The sequence below is a fragment of the Weizmannia sp. FSL W8-1119 genome (genome assembly GCF_038008605.1).
Lineage (GTDB): Bacteria > Bacillota > Bacilli > Bacillales > Bacillaceae_C > Weizmannia > Weizmannia coagulans.
Window position 1 is genome coordinate 69,581 of record NZ_JBBOZL010000001.1, and the last position, 15,398, is coordinate 84,978.

Here is a 15,398-nt window from a genome sequence, read left to right on the forward strand (position 1 = left end):
AGTATGTGTTCTTTGAAAACCGGATAGGAGAAATAAACCAAGTAAACCGAGAATCGCTTATTTTTGGATTTAAACCTTTTATGGTTAAGTTAGAAAGGGCGCACGGCGGATGCCTTGGCACTAGGAGCCGATGAAGGACGGTACAAACACCGATATGCTCCGGGGAGCTGTACGTAAGCTTTGATCCGGAGATTTCCGAATGGGGAAACCCCCTGTCTTTAATCGGACAGGATTCCTGCCTGAATCCATAGGGCAGGAAGGGCACACCCGGGGAACTGAAACATCTCAGTACCCGGAGGAAGAGAAAGCAATTGCGATTTCCCAAGTAGCGGCGAGCGAACAGGAAACAGCCCAAACCGGAAGGCTTGCCTTCCGGGGTTGTAGGACACTCATATGGGAGTTACAAAAGAACGGGGTAAGTGAAGCGGCCTGGAAAGGCCTGCCGGAGAAGGTAAAAGCCCTGTAACTGAAACTTCGTTCTCTCCCGAGTGGATCCTGAGTACGGCGGGACACGAGGAATCCCGCCGGAATCCGGGAGGACCATCTCCCAAGGCTAAATACTCCCTAGTGACCGATAGTGAACCAGTACCGTGAGGGAAAGGTGAAAAGCACCCCGGGAGGGGAGTGAAAGAGATCCTGAAACCGTGTGCCTACAAGTAGTCAGAGCCCGTTAACGGGTGATGGCGTGCCTTTTGTAGAATGAACCGGCGAGTTACGGTCTCATGCAAGGTTAAGCTGAAGAAGCGGAGCCGCAGCGAAAGCGAGTCTGAACAGGGCGAAAGAGTATGAGGCCGCAGACCCGAAACCAGGTGATCTACCCATGTCCAGGGTGAAGGCAAGGTAACACTTGCTGGAGGCCCGAACCCACGCACGTTGAAAAGTGCGGGGATGAGGTGTGGGTAGCGGAGAAATTCCAATCGAACTTGGAGATAGCTGGTTCTCTCCGAAATAGCTTTAGGGCTAGCCTCAAGCGGAGAGTTTTGGAGGTAGAGCACTGTTTGGACGAGGGGCCCTCATCGGGTTACCGAATTCAGACAAACTCCGAATGCCAAAAACTTATGCTTGGGAGTCAGACTGTGAGTGATAAGATCCATGGTCGAAAGGGAAACAGCCCAGACCGCCAGCTAAGGTCCCAAAGTATACGTTAAGTGGAAAAGGATGTGGCGTTGCTTAGACAACCAGGATGTTGGCTTAGAAGCAGCCATCATTCAAAGAGTGCGTAATAGCTCACTGGTCGAGTGACGCTGCGCCGAAAATGTACCGGGGCTAAACGTATCACCGAAGCTGCGGATGGACACCGTTTGGTGTCCGTGGTAGGAGAGCGTTCTAAGGGCGTTGAAGCCGGACCGGAAGGACCGGTGGAGCGCTTAGAAGTGAGAATGCCGGTATGAGTAGCGAAAGAAGGGTGAGAATCCCTTCCACCGAATGCCTAAGGTTTCCTGAGGAAGGCTCGTCCGCTCAGGGTTAGTCGGGGCCTAAGCCGAGGCCGAAAGGCGTAGGCGATGGACAACAGGTTGATATTCCTGTACCGCCTCTTCACCGTTTGAACGATGGGGGGACGCAGGAGGATAGGGCAAGCGCGACACTGGTTGATCGCGTCCAAGCAGTTAGGCCGGTGCGGAGGCAAATCCTTCGCGCCAAGGCGGAGCTGTGATGGCGAGGGAAATTAAAGTACCGAAGTTCCTGATTCCACACTGCCAAGAAAAGCCTCTAGTGAGGTGAAAGGCGCCCGTACCGCAAACCGACACAGGTAGGCGAGGAGAGAATCCTAAGGTGAGCGAGAGAACTCTCGTTAAGGAACTCGGCAAAATGACCCCGTAACTTCGGGAGAAGGGGTGCTTTTTGGGGTGTATGCCCCGGGAAGCCGCAGTGAATAGGCCCAGGCGACTGTTTAGCAAAAACACAGGTCTCTGCGAAGCCGCAAGGCGAAGTATAGGGGCTGACACCTGCCCGGTGCTGGAAGGTTAAGGAGAGGGGTTAGCCGCAAGGCGAAGCTCTGAACTGAAGCCCCAGTAAACGGCGGCCGTAACTATAACGGTCCTAAGGTAGCGAAATTCCTTGTCAGGTAAGTTCTGACCCGCACGAAAGGTGTAACGATCTGGGCACTGTCTCAACGAGAGACTCGGTGAAATTATAGTACCTGTGAAGATGCAGGTTACCCGCGACAGGACGGAAAGACCCCATGGAGCTTTACTGCAGCCTGATATTGAATTTTGGTACAGCTTGTACAGGATAGGTAGGAGCCTTGGAAACCGGAGCGCCAGCTTCGGCGGAGGCATCGGTGGGATACTACCCTGGCTGTATTGAAATTCTAACCCGCACCCCTTACCGGGGTGGGAGACAGTGTCAGGCAGGCAGTTTGACTGGGGCGGTCGCCTCCTAAAAGGTAACGGAGGCGCCCAAAGGTTCCCTCAGAATGGTTGGAAATCATTCGCAGAGTGTAAAGGCATAAGGGAGCTTGACTGCGAGACTTACAAGTCGGGCAGGGACGAAAGTCGGGCTTAGTGATCCGGTGGTTCCGCATGGAAGGGCCATCGCTCAACGGATAAAAGCTACCCTGGGGATAACAGGCTGATCTCCCCCAAGAGTCCACATCGACGGGGAGGTTTGGCACCTCGATGTCGGCTCATCGCATCCTGGGGCTGTAGTCGGTCCCAAGGGTTGGGCTGTTCGCCCATTAAAGCGGTACGCGAGCTGGGTTCAGAACGTCGTGAGACAGTTCGGTCCCTATCCGTCGCGGGCGCAGGAAATTTGAGAGGAGCTGTCCTTAGTACGAGAGGACCGGGATGGACGCACCGCTGGTGTACCAGTTGTCTTGCCAAAGGCATCGCTGGGTAGCTATGTGCGGAAGGGATAAGTGCTGAAAGCATCTAAGCATGAAGCCCCCCTCAAGATGAGATTTCCCACAGTTTAACTGGTAAGATCCCTGAAAGATGATCAGGTTGATAGGTCCGGGGTGGAAGCGCGGTGACGCGTGCAGCTGACGGATACTAATCGATCGAGGACTTAACCAAATAGAAAAGCGAAGGTGCCTTGTTTAGCCCCGACAAGCGAATGTTCTGACCGGCATGGAGCCGTCTTTTGGCTCCGTGGCGGGCAGGTTATTCGACCTTGAGGGGCTAGGCACCGGAGCTGGACAATAGAAAAGCGGAAGCGCCTTGGTCATCGGCGTACGGATTTCGGAGCTTTCGACTGAGATAAAGGAAACACGGCGAGCCCCTAAAGGCGAGCCGATGCCCGCTTATCGTAGGGAGAAAGCGCAGAAATACGCTAGCCGATAGGCGCTGGAGCTAGACAATTTTCAAAGTTAGAAACCAAAGCTATTCTCCGTTTACAGTTTTTTCTCCCATCTGGTTTTCAGGGAACACATCCCAAAATAAAATACAGGTCCGGTGATGATGGCGGAAAGGTCACACCCGAATACATCCCGAACTCGGAAGTTAAGCTTTCCAGCGCCGATGGTAGTTGGGGGTTTCCCCCTGCGAGAGTAGGACGTTGCCGGGCCATAATACGGAGGATTAGCTCAGCTGGGAGAGCGTCTGCCTTACAAGCAGAGGGTCGGCGGTTCGATCCCGTCATCCTCCACCATAAATATGAGCCATTAGCTCAGTTGGTAGAGCATCTGACTTTTAATCAGAGGGTCGCAGGTTCGAATCCTGCATGGCTCATCATATTTAGCAGGAGATAAGAATTTCAGCCTGTTCAAAGTCGCCCTGAAATTCTTTGTTATCTGCATCTTTTGCGGAAGTAGTTCAGTGGTAGAACATCACCTTGCCAAGGTGGGGGTCGCGGGTTCGAATCCCGTCTTCCGCTCCATTTTTTTCTCTTGCCGGGGTGGCGGAATTGGCAGACGCACAGGACTTAAAATCCTGCGGTAGGTGACTACCGTACCGGTTCGACTCCGGTCCTCGGCACCATTCAATGTATGCGCCCATAGCTCAATTGGATAGAGCGTTTGACTACGGATCAAAAGGTTAGGGGTTCGACTCCTCTTGGGCGCGCCATATACGGGAAGTAGCTCAGCTTGGTAGAGCACATGGTTTGGGACCATGGGGTCGCAGGTTCGAATCCTGTCTTCCCGACCATTCAAATTCGGGGCCTTAGCTCAGCTGGGAGAGCGCCTGCTTTGCACGCAGGAGGTCAGCGGTTCGATCCCGCTAGGCTCCACCAAAGAAGCATTGACTTTTAAATAAATAGGTGCTATAATTTAAAAGTTGCTGTTTGAGATTGTTCCTTGAAAACTGGACAAAACGAAACGTCAAATTCTTTTTGAGCTTTTATCAAACATCTTTACTGAGAGTTTGATCCTGGCTCAGGACGAACGCTGGCGGCGTGCCTAATACATGCAAGTCGTGCGGACCTTTTAAAAGCTTGCTTTTAAAAGGTTAGCGGCGGACGGGTGAGTAACACGTGGGCAACCTGCCTGTAAGACTGGGATAACGCCGGGAAACCGGGGCTAATACCGGATAGTTTTTTCCTCCGCATGGAGGAAAAAGGAAAGGCGGCTTCGGCTGCCACTTACAGATGGGCCCGCGGCGCATTAGCTAGTTGGCGGGGTAATGGCCCACCAAGGCAACGATGCGTAGCCGACCTGAGAGGGTGATCGGCCACATTGGGACTGAGACACGGCCCAAACTCCTACGGGAGGCAGCAGTAGGGAATCTTCCGCAATGGACGAAAGTCTGACGGAGCAACGCCGCGTGAGTGAAGAAGGCCTTCGGGTCGTAAAACTCTGTTGCCGGGGAAGAACAAGTGCCGTTCGAACAGGGCGGCGCCTTGACGGTACCCGGCCAGAAAGCCACGGCTAACTACGTGCCAGCAGCCGCGGTAATACGTAGGTGGCAAGCGTTGTCCGGAATTATTGGGCGTAAAGCGCGCGCAGGCGGCTTCTTAAGTCTGATGTGAAATCTTGCGGCTCAACCGCAAGCGGTCATTGGAAACTGGGAGGCTTGAGTGCAGAAGAGGAGAGTGGAATTCCACGTGTAGCGGTGAAATGCGTAGAGATGTGGAGGAACACCAGTGGCGAAGGCGGCTCTCTGGTCTGTAACTGACGCTGAGGCGCGAAAGCGTGGGGAGCAAACAGGATTAGATACCCTGGTAGTCCACGCCGTAAACGATGAGTGCTAAGTGTTAGAGGGTTTCCGCCCTTTAGTGCTGCAGCTAACGCATTAAGCACTCCGCCTGGGGAGTACGGCCGCAAGGCTGAAACTCAAAGGAATTGACGGGGGCCCGCACAAGCGGTGGAGCATGTGGTTTAATTCGAAGCAACGCGAAGAACCTTACCAGGTCTTGACATCCTCTGACCTCCCTGGAGACAGGGCCTTCCCCTTCGGGGGACAGAGTGACAGGTGGTGCATGGTTGTCGTCAGCTCGTGTCGTGAGATGTTGGGTTAAGTCCCGCAACGAGCGCAACCCTTGACCTTAGTTGCCAGCATTGAGTTGGGCACTCTAAGGTGACTGCCGGTGACAAACCGGAGGAAGGTGGGGATGACGTCAAATCATCATGCCCCTTATGACCTGGGCTACACACGTGCTACAATGGATGGTACAAAGGGCTGCGAGACCGCGAGGTTAAGCCAATCCCAGAAAACCATTCCCAGTTCGGATTGCAGGCTGCAACCCGCCTGCATGAAGCCGGAATCGCTAGTAATCGCGGATCAGCATGCCGCGGTGAATACGTTCCCGGGCCTTGTACACACCGCCCGTCACACCACGAGAGTTTGTAACACCCGAAGTCGGTGAGGTAACCTTTACGGAGCCAGCCGCCGAAGGTGGGACAGATGATTGGGGTGAAGTCGTAACAAGGTAGCCGTATCGGAAGGTGCGGCTGGATCACCTCCTTTCTAAGGGGAAAAGCGTAGGGCGCTCGTTCATCGGCGTACGGATTTCGAAGTCTTCGACTGAGATAAAGGAAACACGATGAGCCTTAAAGGCGAATCGATGCCCGCTTATCGTAGGGAGAAGACGTAGAAATACGCTAGCCGATAGCGCCCGGAGCTAGACATAAAAGGAAAACCTTCGGTTTTCCGAAATTAAGTTTGGCGTTTTCGTTTTGTTCAGTTTTGAAGGTCCAATCCTTCAGTATGTGTTCTTTGAAAACCGGATAGGAGAAATAAACCAAGTAAACCGAGAATCGCTTATTTTTGGATTTAAACCTTTTATGGTTAAGTTAGAAAGGGCGCACGGCGGATGCCTTGGCACTAGGAGCCGATGAAGGACGGTACAAACACCGATATGCTCCGGGGAGCTGTACGTAAGCTTTGATCCGGAGATTTCCGAATGGGGAAACCCCCTGTCTTTAATCGGACAGGATTCCTGCCTGAATCCATAGGGCAGGAAGGGCACACCCGGGGAACTGAAACATCTCAGTACCCGGAGGAAGAGAAAGCAATTGCGATTTCCCAAGTAGCGGCGAGCGAACAGGAAACAGCCCAAACCGGAAGGCTTGCCTTCCGGGGTTGTAGGACACTCATATGGGAGTTACAAAAGAACGGGGTAAGTGAAGCGGCCTGGAAAGGCCTGCCGGAGAAGGTAAAAGCCCTGTAACTGAAACTTCGTTCTCTCCCGAGTGGATCCTGAGTACGGCGGGACACGAGGAATCCCGCCGGAATCCGGGAGGACCATCTCCCAAGGCTAAATACTCCCTAGTGACCGATAGTGAACCAGTACCGTGAGGGAAAGGTGAAAAGCACCCCGGGAGGGGAGTGAAAGAGATCCTGAAACCGTGTGCCTACAAGTAGTCAGAGCCCGTTAACGGGTGATGGCGTGCCTTTTGTAGAATGAACCGGCGAGTTACGGTCTCATGCAAGGTTAAGCTGAAGAAGCGGAGCCGCAGCGAAAGCGAGTCTGAACAGGGCGAAAGAGTATGAGGCCGCAGACCCGAAACCAGGTGATCTACCCATGTCCAGGGTGAAGGCAAGGTAACACTTGCTGGAGGCCCGAACCCACGCACGTTGAAAAGTGCGGGGATGAGGTGTGGGTAGCGGAGAAATTCCAATCGAACTTGGAGATAGCTGGTTCTCTCCGAAATAGCTTTAGGGCTAGCCTCAAGCGGAGAGTTTTGGAGGTAGAGCACTGTTTGGACGAGGGGCCCTCATCGGGTTACCGAATTCAGACAAACTCCGAATGCCAAAAACTTATGCTTGGGAGTCAGACTGTGAGTGATAAGATCCATGGTCGAAAGGGAAACAGCCCAGACCGCCAGCTAAGGTCCCAAAGTATACGTTAAGTGGAAAAGGATGTGGCGTTGCTTAGACAACCAGGATGTTGGCTTAGAAGCAGCCATCATTCAAAGAGTGCGTAATAGCTCACTGGTCGAGTGACGCTGCGCCGAAAATGTACCGGGGCTAAACGTATCACCGAAGCTGCGGATGGACACCGTTTGGTGTCCGTGGTAGGAGAGCGTTCTAAGGGCGTTGAAGCCGGACCGGAAGGACCGGTGGAGCGCTTAGAAGTGAGAATGCCGGTATGAGTAGCGAAAGAAGGGTGAGAATCCCTTCCACCGAATGCCTAAGGTTTCCTGAGGAAGGCTCGTCCGCTCAGGGTTAGTCGGGGCCTAAGCCGAGGCCGAAAGGCGTAGGCGATGGACAACAGGTTGATATTCCTGTACCGCCTCTTCACCGTTTGAACGATGGGGGGACGCAGGAGGATAGGGCAAGCGCGACACTGGTTGATCGCGTCCAAGCAGTTAGGCCGGTGCGGAGGCAAATCCTTCGCGCCAAGGCGGAGCTGTGATGGCGAGGGAAATTAAAGTACCGAAGTTCCTGATTCCACACTGCCAAGAAAAGCCTCTAGTGAGGTGAAAGGCGCCCGTACCGCAAACCGACACAGGTAGGCGAGGAGAGAATCCTAAGGTGAGCGAGAGAACTCTCGTTAAGGAACTCGGCAAAATGACCCCGTAACTTCGGGAGAAGGGGTGCTTTTTGGGGTGTATGCCCCGGGAAGCCGCAGTGAATAGGCCCAGGCGACTGTTTAGCAAAAACACAGGTCTCTGCGAAGCCGCAAGGCGAAGTATAGGGGCTGACACCTGCCCGGTGCTGGAAGGTTAAGGAGAGGGGTTAGCCGCAAGGCGAAGCTCTGAACTGAAGCCCCAGTAAACGGCGGCCGTAACTATAACGGTCCTAAGGTAGCGAAATTCCTTGTCAGGTAAGTTCTGACCCGCACGAAAGGTGTAACGATCTGGGCACTGTCTCAACGAGAGACTCGGTGAAATTATAGTACCTGTGAAGATGCAGGTTACCCGCGACAGGACGGAAAGACCCCATGGAGCTTTACTGCAGCCTGATATTGAATTTTGGTACAGCTTGTACAGGATAGGTAGGAGCCTTGGAAACCGGAGCGCCAGCTTCGGCGGAGGCATCGGTGGGATACTACCCTGGCTGTATTGAAATTCTAACCCGCACCCCTTACCGGGGTGGGAGACAGTGTCAGGCAGGCAGTTTGACTGGGGCGGTCGCCTCCTAAAAGGTAACGGAGGCGCCCAAAGGTTCCCTCAGAATGGTTGGAAATCATTCGCAGAGTGTAAAGGCATAAGGGAGCTTGACTGCGAGACTTACAAGTCGGGCAGGGACGAAAGTCGGGCTTAGTGATCCGGTGGTTCCGCATGGAAGGGCCATCGCTCAACGGATAAAAGCTACCCTGGGGATAACAGGCTGATCTCCCCCAAGAGTCCACATCGACGGGGAGGTTTGGCACCTCGATGTCGGCTCATCGCATCCTGGGGCTGTAGTCGGTCCCAAGGGTTGGGCTGTTCGCCCATTAAAGCGGTACGCGAGCTGGGTTCAGAACGTCGTGAGACAGTTCGGTCCCTATCCGTCGCGGGCGCAGGAAATTTGAGAGGAGCTGTCCTTAGTACGAGAGGACCGGGATGGACGCACCGCTGGTGTACCAGTTGTCTTGCCAAAGGCATCGCTGGGTAGCTATGTGCGGAAGGGATAAGTGCTGAAAGCATCTAAGCATGAAGCCCCCCTCAAGATGAGATTTCCCACAGTTTAACTGGTAAGATCCCTGAAAGATGATCAGGTTGATAGGTCCGGGGTGGAAGCGCGGTGACGCGTGCAGCTGACGGATACTAATCGATCGAGGACTTAACCAAATAGAAAAGCGAAGGTGCCTTGTTTAGCCCCGACAAGCGAATGTTCTGACCGGCATGGAGCCGTCTTTTGGCTCCGTGGCGGGCAGGTTATTCGACCTTGAGGGGCTAGGCACCGGAGCTGGACAATTCTCAAAGTTAGAAGCAGAAACGCATTCTCCGTTTACAGTTTTTTCTCCCATCCGGTTTTCAGGGAACACATCCCAAAATAAAATACAGGTCCGGTGATGATGGCGGAAAGGTCACACCCGAACACATCCCGAACTCGGAAGTTAAGCTTTCCAGCGCCGATGGTAGTTGGGGGTTTCCCCCTGCGAGAGTAGGACGTTGCCGGGCCAAAAAAAAACCGCAGGCGATTTGTCTGCGGTTTTTGCATATTTTTATTGGGAAATGTACTCGGCTCCTGCTTTTTTCGGAATGCACCCCGTTTTGCTCAAAGTTATCAAATGAGGAGCCGGAAAGGGATTTTTCAACTTGCAAGGTCTTCTTGATGGTAGAAATCGGCCGAAAAGTACACACAGATAGCCGGTGAATCGTTCCATTTTGCTCTTGTCCGTAAGAATCAGTTTCCCCTTTAAGTTTGGCGAAATTGTTTAACGTATCCCCTTTAGAAACTGCAGGCAGAGGAACGGGCCTTTTTCGATTGCCGTCTGGAGAAAAAGGCGGATGGCCGGAAAGTCAATCGTTTCCCGGTTCTTAAGCAGTTCTGCCCACCATTCTGTTTCGTAGCGGGAAATCATGCTCAAATTATATAAAAGCAGGTAATGGACCAATATATCGGGAAGGTCGTTCTCCGGTTGTAATTTACACGGAAAGCAAATTTGATTTGTAAAGAAATGATAACGGAATGGCGGAGGGAGACAGCCACGGGCGGAAAAGGAGAAGGCGCCATCTTCCGCTTCCATTTCCAAAAGCCTGCCCTGAAGTTTTTCGGACAAATATTGTGAAAACCTGTCCGCTGTCATATGGTAGCCATCAAGGACCGCAAAAGGAAGCTGGTACTTCCCATTCTTTTCTTTTACCGGCACAAAATATTTCCGGCGGGGGAGGGCCGTTTCAAGTTCCGGGATTTGCCGGAGCAGGCTCTGCATGGAATATTTATTGCCTTCGAGCGGGCCGAGCCCGAACATTTTTTGGGCAAAATGGCCGCATAAACCGGTTTTTTGAATTTTAACCTCGTCTTCGCCAAACCGGTAGTTTTGTTTTTTCTTTTTTCGCGATGTCACCCCGTGGGCAAGGACGGAGGTGGTTTCAGGATACAGCGGGTCGCATGACAGCAGGCAGGCTTTTAATAAATGAATGAAGCCGTAAAAAATCAGAACAGGCTGAATCGAAACGGGCGCCTGCACAGCCTGGCGGTAATAAGCTTCACCGTGTTCGAGATAATACATAAAAGCATAGCAGTTCTCATAGCTTTTGGCGGCGCTTTGGCTAAAATCCGAAGCCTCATAGCGGGCTTTTAAATAGCGCTGCGTATATTCCGCGGATTGAAATAAAATCAAGTGATCCCATTGGTCCATAAAAGACAATATTTCGCCCTCCGAATTAACTGAATAGTATTATATGTTTTGGAGACCTTGACAGTATTATGTCCAATTGATAACCTACAAATAATATTTTTATCAATCCAGGAGGGGTTTGCATGTGGGAAACGAAGTTCGTAAAAGAAGGTCTTACGTTTGATGATGTATTACTGATTCCGGCAGAATCGGAAGTGCTGCCGAAAGATGTCGATACAAGTGTCGCGCTGACGGAAACCTTGAAGTTGAACATTCCGATCATCAGCGCCGGCATGGATACGGTAACCGAAGCGGAAATGGCGATCGCCATGGCAAGGCAGGGCGGCCTAGGGATTATCCACAAAAACATGAGCATTGAACAACAGGCGGAGCAGGTGGACCGTGTCAAACGGTCAGAAAACGGCGTGATCACCAATCCGTTTTTCTTAACTCCTGATGAGCAGGTGTTTGCGGCGGAACATTTAATGGGCAAATACCGGATTTCAGGCGTGCCGATCGTAAATAACCGTGACGAGCAGAAACTGGTCGGGATTTTGACCAACCGCGACATGCGTTTTATTGAAGATTACTCCACCCGGATTTCAGATGTGATGACGAAAGAGAATCTTGTGACTGCGCCTGTAGGCACGACGCTGAAAGAGGCGGAGCAGCTTTTGCACCGGCATAAAATTGAAAAGCTGCCGCTTGTCGATGAGAACGGCGTATTAAAAGGGCTTATTACGATTAAAGATATCGAAAAGGTTATTGAGTTCCCAAATGCAGCCAAAGATGACCAGGGCCGCCTTCTTGTTGGCGCGGCAGTCGGCGTGACAAGTGACGTAATGAAACGGGTGGAATTGCTCGTTGAAGCGGGAGTGGATGCGGTTGTCATCGATACGGCGCACGGCCACTCAAAAGGGGTGCTGGAAACCGTCGCAAACATCCGCAAATCTTACCCTTCTTTAAATATCATCGCCGGAAACGTTGCGACGGCGGAAGGTACGAAAGCGCTGATAGACGCTGGCGCGGATATTGTAAAAGTCGGCATCGGGCCGGGCTCCATCTGTACGACAAGAGTGGTTGCCGGCGTTGGCGTGCCACAAATTACGGCGGTTTATGATTGTGCGACGGAAGCAAGAAAGTACGGGAAAGCGATTATTGCGGACGGCGGCATTAAATTCTCAGGCGATATTGTAAAGGCGCTGGCTGCCGGCGGACATGCCGTAATGCTCGGCAGCCTGCTTGCAGGGACATCGGAAAGCCCGGGCGAAATGGAAATTTACCAAGGGCGGCAATATAAAGTCTACCGCGGCATGGGGTCAATCAGCGCAATGGAAAGCGGATCGAGGGACCGTTACTTCCAGGAAGGCGCGAAAAAACTGGTGCCGGAAGGGATCGAGGGACGCGTGCCGTTTAAAGGGAGCCTGCAGGATGTCATCTACCAATTAATTGGCGGGCTCCGGTCCGGCATGGGTTATTGCGGCGCGAAAGATATGATTTCCTTGCGTGAAGAAGCGCAGTTTATCCGCATGACAGGGGCAGGCCTGCGGGAGAGCCATCCGCATGATATCCAGATTACAAAAGAAGCACCGAATTATTCTTTATCTTAACATGGATTTTGAATGGGAAACAAAATGGCAGGCAATTTTCCTGCCGTTTTTTTCTACCATTTAATAGAGTTGCAGCCCTGTACCGGCTGCCCTGCATTTTCGGAAAAAGCTGACAAATACGGCAAACTCTATGCATCTACTTTTTCAACCGGAACTATGTTAAAATAGGCAAAGTGTATACATATCTTGATGGAGGGTTGAAAGTGAAAAAAAGCTTGCAAAAAATGGCATTTGCGTTTCTGGTGCTGCTGTTATCGGCAGGGGTTGTGCAGCAGGTGCCGAAAAAAGCCCATGCGCAGGACCAGTTGGATATTCATGCAAAAGCGGCTATCATTGTGGATGCGGATAACGGGCAGATTTTGTATGAAAAAAATGCCGAACAGGCGCTGGGCATTGCTTCCATGAGCAAAATGATGACGGAGTATTTGCTGCTTAAAGCCATTCATGAGAAAAAGGTTTCGTGGAACCAGAAAGTGACAATCAGCGATTATGCGTATCGCATTTCCCAAAACAGGGCACTTTCAAATGTGCCGTTAAGAAAAGGCGAAAAGTACACGGTTAAAGAGCTTTTCCAAGCGATGGCGATTTATTCGGCAAACGGCGCAACGATTGCGATTGCAGAAACGCTCGGCGGAACGGAAAAAAACTATCTGAACATGATGAACAAACAAGCGAAAGCATTCGGCCTCACCCATTATAAGTTTGTGAACGCAACCGGGCTGAACAATGAGGATTTGCAAGGCATGCAGCCGGCTGGGACAGGCAGGACGGAAGAAAACCTTGTCTCAGCAAAATCCGTTGCAAAAATCGCCTACCATTTGATCCACGACTACCCGGAGATTTTACAAACAACAAGAACGGCCAAAATGAAATTCCGGGCCGGGACAGATGATGAAATTGCGATGCAGAACTGGAACTGGATGATTCCGTCCCTTGTTTACGGGCGGAAGGGCGTTGACGGGTTGAAAACCGGGAACACCGACAAAGCGGGATACTGCTTTACAGGCACGGCCAAGCAAAACGGCATGCGCATCATTACCGTCGTTCTTCATGCAGAGGATGCGAACGGGAACAGCACCATCAAGTCCCGATTTGATGTCACAAACAAATTAATGGATTATGCTTTTAATAATTTCACAGAAAAAACCCTTTACCCGAAAGGCTATCAGGTGAAAAAGACGGTAACGGTGAAGTCCGGCAAAGAAAAACAGGCTTCCGTTGTCACGAAGGCGCCGCTTAAAGTGGCTGTGAAAAACGGGGAAGGCAAAATGTACACCCCTGTTGTGAAATTTGATTCAAAACAAATCACAGCGCCGGTGAAAAAGGGGACAAAGGTCGGTACATTGTATGCCCGGCATAAAGACGGGCAGGAACTTGGCTATTTGTACGGCCCGGGTACAGCGCACACCGCTTTGGTTACCAAAACCGATATTGAAAAAGCCAACTGGTTTGTGCGTATGATGCGTGGAATTGGCGGATTTTTCGAGTGACTTTGGGATCATACAGCCGGCAAATTATTTTAAGTAAAAAAACAGGACAAGGGCCCTTGTCCTGTTTTTCACTTTAACGTGGAAAAATGAGTGCCTTGACAAGCATTCGCTTTTGGTGTTAATTTAAATTATTATACATATAATAAGAATTTTTAATTTTATAAAGGGGCGTACAAAAGATGAAAACAGGAACAGATATAGTGAAACGCGGGATGGCGGAAATGCAGAAAGGCGGTGTGATCATGGATGTGGTCAATGCCGAGCAGGCAAAACTTGCTGAAGAAGCAGGCGCTGTTGCCGTCATGGCATTGGAACGCGTTCCTTCCGATATCCGGAAAGCCGGAGGGGTTGCCCGTATGGCGGACCCTTCCATTGTGGAAGAAGTAATGAACGCCGTCAGCATTCCGGTAATGGCAAAAGCAAGGATCGGCCATATTGTTGAAGCGCGGGTGCTCGAAGCGATGGGCGTCGATTATATTGACGAAAGCGAAGTTTTAACGCCGGCCGATGATGAGTTCCACATCAATAAAAAAGAATTCACGGTGCCGTTTGTGTGTGGCTGCCGCGATTTGGGGGAAGCGGCACGAAGGATCGGGGAAGGCGCCTCGATGCTCAGGACAAAAGGCGAGCCGGGAACCGGGAATATCGTTGAAGCGGTCAGGCATATGCGGAAAGTGAATGCGCAGGTGCGGAAAGTGGTCAACATGAACGAAGATGAACTGATGACGGAAGCCAAACAGCTCGGTGCCCCGTACGAGGTGCTGCTGCAAATTAAAAAAGAAGGCCGGCTGCCGGTTGTAAACTTTGCTGCTGGCGGTGTTGCAACGCCGGCGGATGCGGCTTTGATGATGCAGCTCGGTGCGGACGGCGTTTTCGTCGGATCGGGGATTTTCAAATCGGAAAACCCGGCGAAATTTGCGAAAGCGATTGTCGAAGCAACGACCCACTACCAAGATTACAAACTGATTGCCGAATTGTCGAAAGACCTTGGAACAGCAATGAAAGGCTTAGAAATTTCAACATTGCCGGCTGAAGCAAGAATGCAGGAGCGCGGCTGGTAAGGAGAATCAGCATGAAAAAAATTGGCGTACTTGGCCTCCAGGGGGCTGTGGAGGAACATATCCGTGCAGTGGAAGCCTGCGGGGCGGAAGGTGTTGTCGTTAAGAAAAAAGAGCAGTTGGACGAAATCGGCGGGCTCATCCTGCCGGGCGGGGAAAGCACGGCAATGCGGCGGCTCATTGACCGCTACGGTTTTATGGCGGAACTGAAACAGTTTGCCGAAAGTAAGCCGGTCTTTGGCACATGCGCAGGGCTGATCCTGCTTGCAAAGCGTATTGAAGGCCAGGAAGATGCGCATATCGGCGCAATGGATATTACGGTGGCGCGCAATTCTTTCGGCCGCCAGCGGGAAAGTTTTGAAGAAACAATCCGTGTTAACGGCATCGCGGAAGATTTCCCGGCTGTCTTTATTCGCGCGCCCCATATCGTTTCCGTTTCCGATCATGTTGAAGTGCTGGCCGAGTGCCGCGGGCGGATTGTTGCGGTCCGCCAGGGAAATCTGCTCGGCTGCTCCTTCCATCCGGAGTTAACGGATGACCTGCGGATGACCGAATATTTTTTGAGTATGGCAAGGATTCCGGTCAGCTCTGAGGAGTAAAAATTTTTCGTGATAATTTAACTATTCCCCCCCAAAAATGCGGCTAAATAT

At 51.8% G+C, this 15,398-nt stretch carries 5 protein-coding genes, 7 tRNA genes and 5 rRNA genes; 16 read left to right on the forward strand and 1 reads right to left on the reverse strand.

Annotated features, from left to right (window positions below; translation table 11 throughout):
• The first annotated feature begins 82 nt into the window (after nucleotides 1-82).
• The 12 genes from NSQ19_RS00340 (at nucleotide 83) to rrf (NSQ19_RS00395) (ending at nucleotide 9,427) form a co-directional block, all read left to right on the forward strand.
• Nucleotides 83-3,014: ribosomal RNA gene (locus NSQ19_RS00340) — 23S ribosomal RNA — on the forward strand.
• 374 nt (nucleotides 3,015-3,388) lie between these two features.
• A 5S ribosomal RNA gene (rrf, locus tag NSQ19_RS00345) occupies nucleotides 3,389-3,504 on the forward strand.
• An 8-nt stretch (nucleotides 3,505-3,512) separates the two neighbouring features.
• Nucleotides 3,513-3,588: transfer RNA gene (locus NSQ19_RS00350), tRNA-Val, on the forward strand.
• Nucleotides 3,589-3,595: 7 nt separating this feature from the next.
• Nucleotides 3,596-3,668 (forward strand) — tRNA-Lys (locus NSQ19_RS00355).
• A gap of 73 nt (nucleotides 3,669-3,741) precedes the next feature.
• A tRNA-Gly gene (locus tag NSQ19_RS00360) sits at nucleotides 3,742-3,816 on the forward strand.
• 12 nt (nucleotides 3,817-3,828) lie between these two features.
• Nucleotides 3,829-3,917, forward strand: a tRNA-Leu gene (locus NSQ19_RS00365).
• A 10-nt stretch (nucleotides 3,918-3,927) separates the two neighbouring features.
• A tRNA-Arg gene (locus NSQ19_RS00370) sits at nucleotides 3,928-4,004 on the forward strand.
• Nucleotides 4,005-4,008: 4 nt separating this feature from the next.
• Nucleotides 4,009-4,085: transfer RNA gene (locus tag NSQ19_RS00375), tRNA-Pro, on the forward strand.
• Between the two features lie 9 nt (nucleotides 4,086-4,094).
• Nucleotides 4,095-4,170, forward strand: a tRNA-Ala gene (locus NSQ19_RS00380).
• 119 nt (nucleotides 4,171-4,289) lie between these two features.
• Nucleotides 4,290-5,843, forward strand: a 16S ribosomal RNA gene (locus NSQ19_RS00385).
• A 319-nt stretch (nucleotides 5,844-6,162) separates the two neighbouring features.
• Nucleotides 6,163-9,094, forward strand: a 23S ribosomal RNA gene (locus tag NSQ19_RS00390).
• A 217-nt stretch (nucleotides 9,095-9,311) separates the two neighbouring features.
• Nucleotides 9,312-9,427: ribosomal RNA gene (gene rrf / locus NSQ19_RS00395) — 5S ribosomal RNA — on the forward strand.
• Together the 16S, 23S and 5S rRNA genes with 7 tRNA genes alongside form the textbook arrangement of a ribosomal RNA operon.
• A gap of 257 nt (nucleotides 9,428-9,684) precedes the next feature.
• On the opposite strand, the gene NSQ19_RS00400 is transcribed toward rrf (NSQ19_RS00395), so the two are convergent.
• A complete protein-coding gene (locus NSQ19_RS00400; RefSeq protein ID WP_328005031.1) occupies nucleotides 9,685-10,611 on the reverse strand; it encodes a YaaC family protein in 927 nt (308 codons plus the stop codon).
• Between the two features lie 122 nt (nucleotides 10,612-10,733).
• Between NSQ19_RS00400 and guaB the strand changes: the two genes are divergently transcribed.
• The 4 genes from guaB to pdxT all read left to right on the forward strand — a co-directional run bounded on the left by guaB (nucleotide 10,734) and on the right by pdxT (nucleotide 15,347).
• Nucleotides 10,734-12,200: an IMP dehydrogenase gene (guaB, locus tag NSQ19_RS00405; protein ID WP_013858032.1), complete on the forward strand. Its 1,467-nt coding sequence runs from the start codon at nucleotides 10,734-10,736 to the stop codon at nucleotides 12,198-12,200.
• Between the two features lie 203 nt (nucleotides 12,201-12,403).
• The gene (locus NSQ19_RS00410; protein ID WP_118499557.1) at nucleotides 12,404-13,690 is read left to right on the forward strand and encodes a serine hydrolase; all 1,287 of its coding nucleotides are present in this window, start codon (nucleotides 12,404-12,406) and stop codon (nucleotides 13,688-13,690) included.
• Nucleotides 13,691-13,869: 179 nt separating this feature from the next.
• Entirely contained in the window at nucleotides 13,870-14,751 is an 882-nt protein-coding gene (pdxS, locus tag NSQ19_RS00415) for a pyridoxal 5'-phosphate synthase lyase subunit PdxS (RefSeq protein ID WP_019720907.1), read from the forward strand.
• Between the two features lie 11 nt (nucleotides 14,752-14,762).
• Complete coding sequence (gene pdxT / locus NSQ19_RS00420) at nucleotides 14,763-15,347, forward strand: pyridoxal 5'-phosphate synthase glutaminase subunit PdxT (RefSeq protein ID WP_340702160.1); 585 nt, start codon at nucleotides 14,763-14,765, stop codon at nucleotides 15,345-15,347.
• Nucleotides 15,348-15,398: the final 51 nt, after the last annotated feature.